The sequence below is a fragment of the Mycolicibacterium diernhoferi genome (assembly GCF_019456655.1).
In the GTDB taxonomy this organism is placed as follows: domain Bacteria; phylum Actinomycetota; class Actinomycetes; order Mycobacteriales; family Mycobacteriaceae; genus Mycobacterium; species Mycobacterium diernhoferi.
Window position 1 is genome coordinate 911,311 of the sequence record NZ_CP080332.1, and the last position, 13,784, is coordinate 925,094.

Consider the following 13,784-nt stretch of genomic DNA (forward strand, 5'->3'; position numbering starts at 1 on the left):
AGCATCGCTCGGTGACCGCGTCCCCGCGTCCGACGGCGCACTGCCCGACCGACATCGGCATCGCCCCCGCCTGGATTCTGCGCGCCTCTGATGCCGACCTCGAACGCGATATGGTCGCAGCGCGCGACGCGGGCGCGACGCGCTTCCGCTTCGATGTGGACTGGTCGCTGGTCGAACCCGAACGCGGCCAATTCAATTGGGCGCCGATCGACCGAATGGTGCGGGCGGTCACCAGCCACGGCATGCGGCCCCTCGGCGTGCTGGCCTATACGCCGGGGTGGGCGCGGGTCGCCGGGGCCGTGGACCGGCCCGGCGCCCCCGCGAGTCACTATCCGCCCGCCAAGCCGGCGGACTTCGCGGCGTTCGCCAAGTCCGCCGCGACCCGCTACGCGGATGTGATCACCGACTGGGAGATCTGGAACGAGCCGAACCGCTCTAGTTTCTGGTCGCCGGCCCCGGACGCCGGCGCCTATACGAAGCTGCTCATCGCGGCGTCGGAGGCGATCCGGGCGGTGCAGTCGGGGGCCAACATCATCGCCGGGGCGCTGGCACCGGGGGAGAACCATGCCGACGGCGAGATCGACCCGATCACCTTCGCACAACGCATATACGACGGCGGCGGGCGGCGCGCGTTCAACACCATGTCCATCCACCCCTACACCTATCCGTGGATGCCCACCGATCCGGCGACCACGAACTGGAGCACGTTCCAGAAGATCCCGCGACTGCACGATCTGATGGTGTCCAAAGGCGATCGGACGAAACCGATCTGGATCACCGAGTTCGGGGCACCCACCGGATCGGATTCCACGTCGATGTCGCGTGCCGCGCAGGCCGACTACCTAACCTCCGGCATCTCCGCCGCCCGCAAGCTCGGGTACGTCCCGGTGATCCTGATCTACTCGATTCGTGATTCGGGGACCGATCCGCGCGATCCCGAGCACAACTTCGGCCTGCTGACCGAGGATTTCGAACCCAAACCCGGGTATCGCGCGGTGCAGCGTCTCACTGATTCGGAGATTTGCTGAATCAGCGCATCTGTGTGCAGTGACAGCGCACTGTGTATGCAACTGACTGGAAAAGCCGATGTGCGTAATGTGTCAAAAGTTTGCTACAGTCCTGTGGAGCGCGGGGAGACCAGGAAACCGAAGGGTCCGGTGAGTTGACAGTGACACGTCATGTGACGAGCGAGCGTGACCTGAGGCAGCACTTCAACGCACCTCCCACGCTCGACGTCGGCCGTCACCTGCGCGAGTTGGGCAGGGTGTTCGTCCCGGCCCTGATCGGCGCGATCATCGTCGCGATCGGCACCCATGCCGTCGTCTCGTCCGGACCCGCCCAGTATCAGGTCGGTGTGACCGCCAAGATCGACTCGGGCAACGTCACCAACATGACCGACGTGACGGTGAACATGCTGGCACCGCCGTATCTCGCGCTGAGCGAGTCGAAGGCGGTGCTCGACGACATCGCCCGGCGGTCCGCGACATCGATGAAATCGGATGAGTTGGCGCGCAAGCTCAGTGTCGCAGTGGAGACATCGCCGGCTCTGGTTCAGCTGAGCGTCACGGCACAGTCACCCGAGGAGGCGATCGCGCTGGCCGAGAACGCGGTCAAGGCGCTCGACGAGGCGGGGATCAACGTCTGGAACGACAAGGTCAAAAAGGACCTGATCGACCTGCAGTCCAGCGCCGCGGCCACCGCCGAGCAGATGGCGATGCTGCCCGACCCCTCGCCCGCCCGGGATGTGCTCCTGGCCGACTACCAAGCGCAATTGCAGCGGGCCAATCAACTGCAGGCCGCCGTCCCGACCAGGCTCGGACTGCTGTCCTCACCGGGCAACGCGATGAAGGTGGCGCCCAAGCCGATTCAGCAGGCGCTGGTCGCCGGTGTGGTGGCCCTCCTCGTGCTGCTCGAGGTGCTGGCCTTCCTCAACGGTCGGATCGGGCGAAACGCGAATGCGGCGTGGGTACGTCGGATCGCCGCCAAGCGGGGCTACGCCGTCGCGCCCGCATCGGGTGGTGGGTGGCCCGCGCCGACTCAGATCCTGTTGAACAGGGTCGCCGGGTCGACCACAGAACCGTTGGTGCTGTACCCGGACACCTCCAGTGCGGCCAAACGATTCGTGGACGGCGCGGCAGGTCCGGAGGTGGCGGTGCGCACCGTCGGATCGGACTGGTGGGTCGACGGTGGCACTGCCGAGCGGCCGCTGGCCGTGGTGGTGGTGGACCCCAAGGGCGCCGGCCGCGCAGCACTGGTATCGGCGTTCGATGCGCTGGACGGCTATGGGATACCCGTGCAGTTGGTGGCGATCAAGCCGGCCAGGCACGGATAACCGGGCGCCGCAGTCTCATGCCTCCGGTGTCAGGTCCGACAGGACACGCTCGATGCTGGCGATCGACGCGAAAGTGGCCTTCTTCATGGCATCGTCGGGGAACTCGACACCGAATTCGTCCTCAAGGGCCAGCATGACGTTCACCGACGCATGCGAGGTGAGCCCCTGCTCGTACAGGTCGGCGCCGCTGTCGATATCTAAGGGATCAGCGGCCATTCGGCCGTGTGCCGCAAGGACCTGGCGGATTCGTTCCTGCATGGTGAGCATTCTAGGGTCGCGGGACATCGCAGACGGCACGAACTGCACGCACGACGGCCAGGGGGTCCGTTGACCATGCCGAACGAAGCTCCGCACAGCGATCTGTCCGTTGCGCGGCAGGCGTTCCGCGATGAACTCGTCGTCGCCGACCTGCTCATCCCGATGGGCATCGACGGGCTCTACGGTCGCAGCGGGACATTCGAGGCGATCGTCGACGATGTCGATGCGCTGGTGCGGCGGACCGGGTACCGGGTGCACGGCGAGGAACCGATGGTGCGCCGCTTCCCGCCCGTCTATCCACGGGAAGCGTTCGAGCGGACCGATTACATTGCGTCGTTCCCGAATCTGACCGGGGCCGTGTCCACGTTCACCGGTGGGGACAAGCAACATCGGGCGCTGCTGGCCGATCGTGACGCCGGTCTGCCCTGGGACGGTCATCTCGCCGCCGCAGGCACCATGCTGGTGTCGGCGGCGTGTCACCCGGTGTATGCCACGCTGCCCGGCATCCTGCCGGACAACGGTGTACTGCTCGACATCTACGGATACTGCTTCCGGCACGAACCGGCGGTGGACCCGGCGCGCATGCAGGCGTTCCGGATGCACGAGTACGTGTTCGCGGGAGACGCCCAGCGCGCGCAGGAGCATCGGGATGCGTGGGTGGGGCACGGCCTGGCGGTGCTGGCCCACCTGGGGCTCAGCGCGGCGGCGATGCCCGCCAACGACCCGTTCTTCGGGCGGGTCGGGAAGATGCTGGCGACCAACCAGCGTGCGGACGAGCTGAAGACCGAACTCGTCGTCCGCTTGTACGGTGACCTCGATGACGGCACTGCGCTGGTGTCCGCAAACTGCCACCGCGACCATTTCGGGGAGACGTTCGGGTTGCGCACGGCCGACGGGGCGGTGGCGCACAGCGCCTGCGTCGGGTTCGGGATGGAGCGCATCGCTCTGGCGCTGTTGCGCACCCACGGCACCGATCCGGCGTGCTGGCCGGCCGACGTCCGGGCCGCACTGCACCGCTGAGCCGAAGGTCACAGTTTCATCACGGCGCCGCATCGGATCGGAGCCGGGCGGCAAACACCTCCCCGGGGAGCAATCCTGGGCAACGGTGACAGTGGCGACGTGAGTGGCAAACTCCGCGTCTGATCGCACATCTGGCAAACAGGTCCCTGCGTGTCGGCGGCTCATGTGCTGATGGGTGCGGACTGTGCAGGCCCGCGGTGTCCAGCGGAAGTCGCCGGAAAGATCGGTGAACCGCTCGCCGATCCGACATGATCGCAGACCCGGGCATGGGCCGCACCGCGTCGATGTCGTGGCACCTGGGAGAGGGTGGCAATGATTGACGCGAGTCGGATCGGTCGGGTCGGCGGGCTGGCGGTGGCGCTGGGTATCGGGTCCGCGATGGTCGGCGCACCGGCGATCGGATGGGCCGCGCCGGAAACCGGGCCGGCCACCGTGTCCTCGGAGTCCTCGTCGTCCGGTCCGGCCGAGCGGACGATGAGACCGTTCACCGGTAAGGAGACTGCCGCCGGATGTGAGACCTGCCGCACGTCGGTGCGCAAGGCGCGACCTCCTGCGCCGCCGCGGCCGGCGGTCACGGAACCCGACGACACCGCCGAACGGCACGACGACACGGACACCCTGCGCGAGCGCACCCGGACCGTCACCGAGAACGAGGATCCGGCAACGGAGCCCACGCCCAGCGTCACGGCGTCGACGGAGCCGGATCCGGGTTCGACTCCGCTACAACCGGTTCGGACGGCATCGGCGCGACCGGCCATCCTGGCAGGGTTGACCGAGGCGGTGTCGAACCTGTTCGGCCTGACCGCCCGGGCCGGTGCCGGTGGTGAGCTGCCCGCGGATTCCCCGGCGGACTGGGCACTGCTGGCCTGGGCCCGGCGAGGGGCCGTCACCGACCCGGACTCGACCCAGTTGACCAGTGTCGTCTCGGAGTCCACCGGTGCAGTGGGCAAGAAGGCGCTGGGCGTGGCGGTCTCGGACACCAAGATCTACGTCGCCGACTCGGGCAGCAACACCGTGTCGGTGGTCGACCGGGCCACCGGCGCCGTGCGCACCATCCCGGTGATCGGCACCCCCCGCGCGGTGGTGATCAGCCCCGACGGTAGTCGCGCCTATGTCTCTGGCTACAAGGGTGTTTCGGTGATCGACACCGGCACCGACACGGTGTTGTCCAAGGTGGCGATCAACGGCGGCCATTCCTACGGCATCGCCATCTCCGGCGACGGCCGGCGGCTGTACGTCAGCAATGCGGGCAACAACACGGTCTCCGTCATCGACGCGACGCCGGCCGTTCCCACGGTGATCGCGACCGTCAAGGTCGGCTCCGCACCGCGCACCCTCGCGGTCTCCGCCGACGGCGCGAGCGTCTACGTCGCCAACTGGAATGCCAAGTCGGTCTCGGTCATCAGCACCGCGACCAACACCAACGTCGGCACCATCAAGGTGGGCGCCAACCCCTTCGGCGTTGCTGCCGGCGCCGACGGCATGGTGTACGTGGCCAACTACGGCAGCAACAGCGTCTCGGTCATCAACCCGGTGACCTCGGTGGTGACGGCGACGATCGCGGTCGGATCGCGGCCCCAGAGTGTGGCGGTGAGCGCCGATGGCACCGTGCTGTACGTGGCCGAGGGGCGTGACACCGTCAAGCTGATCGCCACCGCCACCCGGACGGTGCTCACCACCATCGCCATCGACAAGGCGCCCGAGACCGATTGGCATCAGCTCGCGCTGAGCCCGGACGGTCGCCAACTCGTCGTCACCGACATGGCCGACAAACTGGTGCGGGTGTTGACCCTGGCCCGGCCCAACGGCGCCCCGGTCGCCGGAACGCCGACGGTCGGGCTGCCCGACCCGGACACCGGTGTGGTCACCGGGTCACTGAACGTCACCGATCCCGACGGTGACGTGCTGACCTATACCGTCACCACACCCCCGCGCAGTGGAACCGTCGTCGTGGATGCCTCCGGCACATACACTTTCACGCCCGGATCGGTGACCGGGCCGATGACGTTCGCCGTCGCCGTCAGCGACGGCCGGCTTGCGACCGACACCACCGTGACGGTGCAGGCCGCGCCGCCGGTCGACAGCACCGGCGCACTGCAGGCGATGTTCGACAATCTCAGGCCCGGCGACACCCTCACCCTGGAGGCCAGGACCTACCGCTACACCGGGGTGCTCTATGTCCGGGTGCCGGGGGTGACCGTCAACGGCAACGGCGCCACCCTGGCCGCGACCGACGATCTCACCGCGCAGCTGCAGATCCTCGCCGACGGTGTCACGGTGCACGATCTGACGATGTCCTCCCCGCTGATCGAGTCCCGCTCGCCGATCTCCACCATCTACATCGCCTCCGATCACGTCACGATCCGGGATGTCACCATCGACGGATCCGCCGGGGCGGGCGTATACCTCACCGGCGCAGGATATTTCGAGCTCGACAACGTGCGTGTCATCCGATCCCTGGCGGACGGTATCCATATGACCAACGGCTCCCACGACGGGGTGGTCAACAACGCCTACACCGAATGGACCGGAGATGACGGCATCGCGGTGGTCTCCTACCGCAGTGACGGTGTGGTCTCGAAGAACATCGTGATCAACAACCCCGTGGTGAACGGAACCACCTGGGGCCGTGGGGTCACCGTGGTCGGCGGGGAGAACATCACCTACCACAATGTGACGATCGCGAACACCGATGCCGCCGGCGTGTACATCGCCACCGAACCGAGCTACGACACCTATTCGGTGGCCGAGGTGCAGATACTGGGCGGCACGCTGGTCAACTGCAACACCAACCCCGAGGTGGTGCACGGCGGGGTACTGCTGTGGGCGGGGAATCCGGACACATCGATCTCCGACGTGCGGATCGCGGGCCTGACCGTCAGTGACACCCCGGGCAGTGCCACCTGGATCCTCGGTCTGATCAAGGAGAACGGCGCGACCCTGCACCACATCGCGTTGGACACCATCACGCTGCACCAGAGTCTGTCGATGATGCCGAGCTACACCAACGCGCCATCGGGGGACTACTCGTTGAATCAGGTGCTGCTGAACGGGATCGGGCTGCAGGTGCTGTGACGCAAGCTCAGTAGGCGCCGCTGCCTCTGAGGACGGTGGTCACCGTCTTGGCGATGATCACCATGTCCTGCATCAGTGACCAGTTCTCGACGTAGGACAGATCCAGTCGGACGGCGTCCTCGACCTCCAGGTCCGAACGTCCACTGACCTGCCACAGGCCGGTGAGGCCGGGCTTGACGGTGAGCCGGCGGCCCACCAGATCGTCATAGGAATCCACCTCGCGGCGCACCTGCGGCCGCGGGCCGACCACGCTCATGTCACCGCGCAGCACATCGAAGAACTGCGGCAGTTCGTCGATGCTGTACTTGCGCAGGAACTTTCCGGCCCGAGTAACCCGCGGATCGTCTTTGAGCTTGAAATACAGGCTGTTGCCGCTGTGCTTGACGATCAGATCGGCGACCTGCGCATCCGCGCCGGTGACCATGCTGCGGAACTTGGTCATCTGGAATTCGGTGCCGTCGATACCGATGCGCTCCGACCGGTAGAAGACGGGCCCGGGGCCGGACCGCTTCACGGCGATCGCGGCGGCGATCAGCACCGGGGAGACCAGCAGTAGTGCGGTGGTCGCGAAGATGATGTCGAAGGTGCGCTTGAGCAATGAATTGGCGCGGCTGTACTGGGGCTTGGTGACCTCCAGCATGGCCATCCCGGCCACCGGGCTGCTGACCAGGCGCTGGTTCGCGACGTCGATGAGGCCGGGAGCGATCATCAGGTCGACGCCGACCTCGTCGAGTTCCCACATCAGCCGGCGGATCTCGACGGGGCGCAGATGATCGGTGGCCGCCAGAGCCACGGTCTCGGCGCCGGTGCACGCGACGGCGTCCAGGATGGCCTGATCCATGCCGACGATGGGCACGGTCGTGCCGTTGATCGACATCGACGCGTTCGTCGACGTGGGGCCGGCCGGGGTGCAGACGCCGGCGATGCGATAGCCCGCCCACGGATCCTTGCCGAACTCGGTGGCGATGTCGCGGGCTGCGGCCTCGGTCCCGACGATCAGCAGCGGGGCCTGATCCAGGCCCTGGCGGCGCCGGCGGGCGGATGCCCGTCGCCACAGCCACCGGTTGATCATCAGGCCCGCCAGTCCCAGCGGCAGCACGATGCCCAGGAAGCGGGCCGAGATGTCGATGGACAGCAGCAGCGACAGTGCGGCGAACAACCCGAAGACCTGCAGGGTGGCCAGGCCGAGCACCACGTAGTCGTCGGCGCCGCGGCCGGTGTTCCGTGGTGACCAGCTGCCCACCGCGAGGAAGGTGGTCCAGATCAGCATCAGGGTCACCGACAGCCAGACGCAGCTGACCTCGCCGAGGCCGGTGGCGCCGAGGCTGAACCGGGCCGAGGTTCCGCCGAACATCAGAATGTGCCCGAAAATGGTGGAGCAGCAAATAATGACTAGATCGCTGACGATTATCGCCCTGAATGCCCTGCGGCGGCGCTGTTCCTTGGGGGAGAGGCTTCGGTGGCCGGTGGCCCCGGGTTCCCCTTGTGCAGCTTTGGCCGGCGCACCAGCGATCCCTGTGAACTGCTGCAATGCTGAATTCCGGGGCTTACTCAGGTCGATCGACGTCATCGCGTATTACCTGTCTCGGTGTGCAGAATCCCTGGTGAATACCCTGCGATATCAAGGGACTTTAGCGAGGGTGGGCTATCGGCACAACCAGGGCATCTGTGACACCGACCACGCCAAACTAATTAACTAGCGGGGCAATAGCAAAGCTAACAATGTTAGGTAATGAATATGCAAAGAAATCCCGGAGCCTTGCCGGCTCCGGGATCTCGAAGGGTTCGACTACTCCGCGGCGCGGGTGGCGGGGTGCACGGCGATCAAGCCGAGTTGCCCGCGTCGCTTACACATCGCGGCCAGTTCCGCGTACGCCTTGTCGCCGAGCAGCTCGGTGAGCTCGGGCCGGTAGGACTGCCACACCGGGCGCTCGCCGACGTGGGCGGCGGGATCCCCGGTGCAGTACCAGTGCAGGTCCGCTCCGCCTTCGCCCCATCCGCGCCGGTCGTACTCGGTGATCACCGTCTTGAGCACCTCGGAACCGTCCGGGCGGGTCACCCAGTCCTGGGTTCGCCGGATCGGCAGTTGCCAGCAGACCTCGGGTTTCATGGTCAGCGGCTCCACGCCCAGCTTGAGCGCCTTCGAGTGCAGCGCGCACCCGATGCCGCCGGCGAAACCGGGCCGGTTCAGGAAGATGCAGGCGCCCTTGTACTTGCGGGTCCGCAGGTTGGGCTTGCCGTCGTACTCGTCCTGCTCCAGGTAGCCCTTCCGGCCCAGGCCCTTCTCCCGGTACTGCCAGTCCTCGGCGGTCAGCTTCTCGACCGCGGCGTCGAGCATGGCGCGGTCGTCGTCATCGGAGAGGAACGCACCGTGCGAGCAGCATCCGTCGTCGGGGCGGCCGACCACCGTGCCCTGGCAGGCGGGGGTGCCGAAAACGCATGTCCACCTGGATAGCAGCCACGTCATGTCGGCCTTGATCAGATGGTTGGGATTCTCGGGGTCGTAGAACTCGACCCATTCCCGGGCGAAGTCCAGTTCGACTTCGCCACCGATGCCTCCGACGGGTGATGTCCTCACAGTTGTCAACGGTAAACCCACTAACCTTGGTCGCGTGCGATTGGGCGTGCTGGATGTGGGCAGCAATACGGTGCATCTGTTGGTGGTCGACGCCCGTCGCGGCGGCCACCCCACGCCGATGAGTTCCACCAAGGCTGCGCTGCGCCTCGCCGAGGCGATCGACAGCTCCGGCAAGCTCACCCGCCGGGGCGCGGACAAACTGGTCGAGACCGTCGACGAGTTCGCCAAGATCGCGACCAGTTCGGGCTGTTCGGAACTGATGGCCTTTGCCACCTCGGCCGTGCGGGACGCCACCAACTCCGAGGCGGTGCTGGCCCGGGTGCAGGCCGAGGCCGGGGTCGGGCTGCAGGTTCTCAGCGGGGTCGACGAATCCCGGCTGACCTTCCTCGCGGTGCGCCGCTGGTACGGCTGGAGCGCCGGCCGGATCATCAACATCGACATCGGTGGCGGGTCACTGGAACTGTCCAGCGGTGTCGACGAGGAGCCCGAGGTGGCGATGTCGTTGCCGCTCGGCGCCGGGCGGATGACCAGGGAATGGCTGGGCGAGGACCCGCCGGGACGACGTCGGGTCGCCATGCTGCGGGACTGGCTGGCCACCGAGCTGTCCGAGGCCGGTTCGGTGATGCAGAGCGCGGGCACCCCGGACCTGGCGGTGGCCACTTCGAAGACCTTCCGTTCGCTGGCCCGGCTGACCGGGGCGGCGCCCTCGGGGGCCGGGGCGCGGGTGAAACGCGAGCTCACCGCCACCGGTTTGCGGCAGTTGATCGCGTTCATCTCTAGGATGACTACGGCCGACAGAGCAGAACTGGAAGGGGTGAGTGCCGAACGGGCGCCACAAATCGTGGCGGGCGCATTGGTAGCTGAGGCGAGTATGCGGGCTTTGGGTCTCGAAACGGTTCAGATCTGTCCCTGGGCGTTGCGCGAAGGTCTGATCCTGCGGAAACTCGACAGTGAAGCCGACGGGACCGCCCTGGTCGAGACCACCCCAGCAACTCCCGAGGGCAACACACGATGACAGAACCAAGCGATAACACCGCTACCCGTCCGATATCCGTCGCAGAACTGCTCGCCAAGAACGGCAACATCGGGGCTCCGGCTCCCGGCGGCCGGCGCAGGCGTCGCCGTGGCAACGCGGATGCCGTCACCGTCGCCGAACTGACCGGGGAGATCCCGATCATCAGGCTCGACGAGGCCTCCGAGCCGGTCGTGGCGGAGCCGCCGACGGCCGCGGAGACCCCGGTCGACGAGCCGGCCGGCCAAGAACTCGAAGAACCCCAGGCGGCAACACCCGAGGCCGAGCCCGAAGCCGAGGAGCCCGAAGCCGAGGCGTCCGAAGCGGAAGCAGCGGACACCGTCGAGGCCGCTGCCGTCGAGGCCGCTACCGACGAGGTCGCGCCGGTGGAGGCCACCCCGCGCCGGCATGCGCACCTGCTGAAGAAGCAGCACGCACCGCATCCCCCGTCCGGCGGCGCCGAGGAGATGACCTTCGACCCGCTGCTCGACGACCTGGACGAAGACGAGGCCGCCGAGGACGAGGGCGACACCGTCAAGACCCGGCCGTCGTATCTGAAGTCGCCGGCCGACACGCTGTTCGGCGGGGATTCGGTCGCCGACGACGCCGCCCGGCGCGATCTCGGGGACACCCAGAAGGTGGCGATCGATGTCGACGAGCCGCTGGATGAGGCCGGTGCATCCGATCACGAATCGGAACAGTCGCCGTTCCTGCGCGGGTTCTGGATCGTTGTGCAGAGCGTGCTGGCCGTCGCGCTGGGTGCGGGCCTGTTCATCGCCTTCGATCAGCTGTGGAAGTGGAACAACATCGTGGCGCTCGCGCTGTCGGTGCTGGTGATCCTCGGCCTGGTGGTGGGTGTGCGGGTGGTTCGTAAGACCGAAGACATCGCCAGCACGCTCATCGCGGTGGCAGTTGGCGCGATGGTGACGCTCGGACCTCTGGCGCTGCTGCAGTCCACCTAGTGCGCCCCGCGATCAAGGTCGGCCTGTCCACCGCCTCGGTGTATCCACTGCGCATCGAGGCGGCCTTCGAGCACGCCGCGCGTCTCGGTTACGACGGTGTCGAGCTGATGGTCTGGGCCGAACCCGCCAGCCAGGACGTCGGCGCGGTCGAGGAACTGTCCCGCAAGTACGGCGTCCCGGTGCTCTCGGTGCATGCGCCCTGTCTGCTGATCTCCCAACGGGTTTGGGGTGCGGACCCGATCGCGAAGCTGGAACGCAGCGTCCGGACGGCCGAGCAGCTCGGCGCCCAGACGGTGGTGGTGCATCCGCCGTTCCGCTGGCAGCGCCGCTACGCCGAGGGGTTCAGCGGGCTGGTTGCCGAGTTGGAATCCGGCAGCGACGTGATGGTCGCGGTGGAGAACATGTTCCCGTTCCGTGCCGACAGGTTCTGGGGCACCGGGCAGCCCTCGATCGAGCGGATGCGCAAACGCGGCGGCAGACCGGGACCGGCGATCTCGGCGTTCGCGCCGTCCTACGACCCGCTCGACGGCGGGCACGCGCACTTCACGCTGGACCTGTCGCACAGCGCCACCGCGGGCACCGATGCGCTGGAGCTGGCGCAGCGGATGGGTGAGGGGCTGGTGCACCTGCATCTGTGCGACGGCAGCGGGGCGTCCACCGACGAGCATCTGGTGCCCGGACGCGGCACCCAGCCGGCCGCGGAGATCTGCCGACAGTTGGCGGCAAGCGATTTCACCGGCCACGTCATCTTGGAGGTCACCACCTCGGGTGCGCGCACCGCCGCCGAACGGGATGTTCTGTTGACCGAGTCCCTGCAGTTCGCCCGGGAGCACCTGCTGCGATGAGTGTGCTGTTCAGCGATGCCATGCGGCTGGAATCGGCCGGTGGCGGGGTGTACCACGGCGTGCTCGACGAGCACTGGACGATCGGGCCCAAGGTGCACGGCGGGGCGATGCTGGCGCTGTGCGCGAATGCCGCGCGCACCGAGCTCGCGACCCCGGGCGGAGAACCGAACGAGCCTATTGTCGTGTCCGGCAATTTTCTGTGGGCGCCGGATCCCGGTGCGCTGCAGGTGGTCACGACCGTCCGCAAGCGGGGCCGGCGGATCAGCCTGGTCGACGTCGAACTCATGCAGGGTGACCGGGTGGCGGTGCGGGCGGCCATCACGCTGGGCGTGCCCGAACACGACGCGCCGCCGCTGCTGTCGACGAACCCGGTGGTGCCGTTGATGACGCCGGAGCCCCCGCCCGGGCTGGAGCCGATCGGGCCCGGGCATCCGATGGCCGACATCGTGCACCTGGCCCACGGCTGTGACATCCGGCCGTCGTTGACCACCATGGAGCCGCGCTCCGACGGTGGGCCGCCGGTCATCGAGTACTGGGTGCGCCCCCGCGGCGGCGATCCGGACGTGCTGTTCGCCCTGCTGTGCGGCGATGTGTCGGCCCCGGTGACGTTCGGGGTGCGCAGGTTCGGCTGGGCGCCCACGGTGCAGCTGACGGCCTTCCTGCGGGCCCGTCCGGCCAACGGCTGGCTGCGGGTGCTGTGCACGACGACCCAGATCGGTCAGGAATGGTTCGACGAGGACCACGTGGTGGTGGACTCCGCGGGCCGGATCGTGGTGCAGACCCGCCAGCTCGCACTGGTGCCTTCGACCTGATCTCGGCCACCGTGGGAAACTGCACCCCGTGGCAAGAATTGCGATCATCGGCGGAGGAAGTATCGGCGAAGCACTGCTCTCGGGGTTGTTGAGGGCAGGCCGGCAGGTCAAGGATCTGGTCGTCGCCGAGAAGAATCCGGACCGGGCCAAACAACTGGCCGACACCTACTCGGTGCTGGTGACCTCGGTGGCCGACGCCGCCGAGAACGCCACCTACATCATCGTCGCCGTGAAGCCGGCCGACGTGGAGCCGGTGACCGCGGAGATCGCCGAGGCGGTGGCCAAGGCGGACGGCGAGAGCGAGGAACAGGTCTTCGTCAGCGTGGCCGCCGGCGTCAGCACGGCGTTCTACGAGGCCAAGTTGCCCGCAGGCGCCCCGGTGGTGCGGGTCATGCCCAATGCCCCGATGGTGGTCGGCGGTGGCGTCAGCGCGCTGGCAGCAGGCCGCTTCGCGACGCCCGAACAACTCAAGGAAGTGTCGGCGATCTTCGACACCGTCGGCGAGGTGCTCACGGTGGCCGAGAAGCAGCTGGACGCGGTCACCGCGGTGTCCGGCTCCGGGCCCGCGTACTTCTTCCTGATGGTCGAGGCGCTCGTGGACGCCGGTGTGGATGCCGGCCTGAGCCGGGAGGTCGCCACCGATCTCGTGGTGCACACCATGGCCGGTTCGGCGGCCATGTTGCTGGACCGCCGCGACGGCACCCCGCCGGGTGTCATGGACACCTCGCCGGCCGCCCTGCGGGCCATCGTGACGTCCCCGGGCGGCACCACCGCGGCTGGTCTGCGGGAACTCGAGCGCGGGGGGCTGCGCAGCGCCGTCTCCGACGCCATCGCGGCGGCAAAAAAGCGCTCTGAGCAGCTAGGAATTACATCCGAGTAGTTCACCAATT

General features: G+C 67.6%; 12 protein-coding genes. 9 read left to right on the forward strand and 3 right to left on the reverse strand.

Annotated features, from left to right (window positions below; all coding sequences use genetic code 11):
* The first annotated feature begins 11 nt into the window (after positions 1-11).
* Positions 12-1,028 carry a cellulase family glycosylhydrolase gene (locus K0O62_RS04300; RefSeq protein ID WP_165636996.1) on the forward strand — a complete coding sequence of 339 codons (1,017 nt, stop codon included), beginning with the start codon at positions 12-14 and terminating at the stop codon, positions 1,026-1,028.
* Positions 1,029-1,180: 152 nt separating this feature from the next.
* A complete protein-coding gene (locus K0O62_RS04305; RefSeq protein WP_073857136.1) occupies positions 1,181-2,332 on the forward strand; it encodes a YveK family protein in 1,152 nt (383 codons plus the stop codon).
* Positions 2,333-2,347: 15 nt separating this feature from the next.
* Here the strand turns inward: K0O62_RS04305 and K0O62_RS04310 are convergent, their stop codons facing one another.
* The gene (locus K0O62_RS04310) at positions 2,348-2,590 is read right to left on the reverse strand and encodes an acyl carrier protein (protein WP_073857201.1); all 243 of its coding nucleotides are present in this window, start codon (positions 2,588-2,590) and stop codon (positions 2,348-2,350) included.
* A 75-nt stretch (positions 2,591-2,665) separates the two neighbouring features.
* Between K0O62_RS04310 and K0O62_RS04315 the strand changes: the two genes are divergently transcribed.
* Positions 2,666-3,610 carry an amino acid--[acyl-carrier-protein] ligase gene (locus tag K0O62_RS04315; protein WP_073857135.1) on the forward strand — a complete coding sequence of 315 codons (945 nt, stop codon included), beginning with the start codon at positions 2,666-2,668 and terminating at the stop codon, positions 3,608-3,610.
* Positions 3,611-3,922: 312 nt separating this feature from the next.
* Positions 3,923-6,685, forward strand: a complete 2,763-nt coding sequence (locus K0O62_RS04320; RefSeq protein WP_079244222.1) for a cadherin-like domain-containing protein — start codon at positions 3,923-3,925, stop codon at positions 6,683-6,685.
* A gap of 7 nt (positions 6,686-6,692) precedes the next feature.
* On the opposite strand, the gene K0O62_RS04325 is transcribed toward K0O62_RS04320, so the two are convergent.
* Both K0O62_RS04325 and K0O62_RS04330 read right to left on the reverse strand, forming a co-directional pair.
* Positions 6,693-8,198: a sugar transferase gene (locus K0O62_RS04325; protein WP_073857199.1), complete on the reverse strand. Its 1,506-nt coding sequence runs from the start codon at positions 8,196-8,198 to the stop codon at positions 6,693-6,695.
* A gap of 276 nt (positions 8,199-8,474) precedes the next feature.
* Positions 8,475-9,284, reverse strand: a complete 810-nt coding sequence (locus K0O62_RS04330; protein WP_372512796.1) for a DUF3109 family protein — start codon at positions 9,282-9,284, stop codon at positions 8,475-8,477.
* Between the two features lie 13 nt (positions 9,285-9,297).
* Between K0O62_RS04330 and K0O62_RS04335 the strand changes: the two genes are divergently transcribed.
* Genes K0O62_RS04335 through proC form a run of 5 tightly spaced genes read left to right on the forward strand, consistent with a single transcriptional unit; the run spans position 9,298 to position 13,774 of the window.
* On the forward strand, positions 9,298-10,278 hold the full coding sequence (locus K0O62_RS04335) for a Ppx/GppA family phosphatase (protein WP_073857134.1): 981 nt from the start codon (positions 9,298-9,300) through the stop codon (positions 10,276-10,278).
* Positions 10,275-11,237, forward strand: a complete 963-nt coding sequence (locus K0O62_RS04340) for an Rv0497 family membrane protein (RefSeq protein WP_073857133.1) — start codon at positions 10,275-10,277, stop codon at positions 11,235-11,237. Before K0O62_RS04335 ends, K0O62_RS04340 begins: the two co-directional genes overlap by 4 nt.
* On the forward strand, positions 11,237-12,082 hold the full coding sequence (locus tag K0O62_RS04345; RefSeq protein WP_073857132.1) for a sugar phosphate isomerase/epimerase family protein: 846 nt from the start codon (positions 11,237-11,239) through the stop codon (positions 12,080-12,082). Before K0O62_RS04340 ends, K0O62_RS04345 begins: the two co-directional genes overlap by 1 nt.
* Positions 12,079-12,894 (forward strand): thioesterase family protein, encoded by an 816-nt coding sequence (locus K0O62_RS04350; RefSeq protein ID WP_073857131.1) that lies wholly within the window; start codon positions 12,079-12,081, stop codon positions 12,892-12,894. Before K0O62_RS04345 ends, K0O62_RS04350 begins: the two co-directional genes overlap by 4 nt.
* A 28-nt stretch (positions 12,895-12,922) precedes the next feature.
* Positions 12,923-13,774 carry a pyrroline-5-carboxylate reductase gene (proC, locus tag K0O62_RS04355; protein ID WP_073857130.1) on the forward strand — a complete coding sequence of 284 codons (852 nt, stop codon included), beginning with the start codon at positions 12,923-12,925 and terminating at the stop codon, positions 13,772-13,774.
* Positions 13,775-13,784: the final 10 nt, after the last annotated feature.

Bases quoted from the DNA above. Each gene is read 5' to 3' on its own strand.
- K0O62_RS04350 (WP_073857131.1), top strand. From the start codon at position 12,079: ATGAGTGTGCTGTTCAGCGATGCCATGCGGCTGGAATCGGCCGGTGGC.
- K0O62_RS04320 (WP_079244222.1), top strand. From the start codon at position 3,923: ATGATTGACGCGAGTCGGATCGGTCGGGTCGGCGGGCTGGCGGTGGCG.
- K0O62_RS04340 (WP_073857133.1), top strand. From the start codon at position 10,275: ATGACAGAACCAAGCGATAACACCGCTACCCGTCCGATATCCGTCGCA.
- K0O62_RS04315 (WP_073857135.1), top strand. From the start codon at position 2,666: ATGCCGAACGAAGCTCCGCACAGCGATCTGTCCGTTGCGCGGCAGGCG.
- K0O62_RS04310 (WP_073857201.1), bottom strand. From the start codon at position 2,590: ATGCAGGAACGAATCCGCCAGGTCCTTGCGGCACACGGCCGAATGGCC.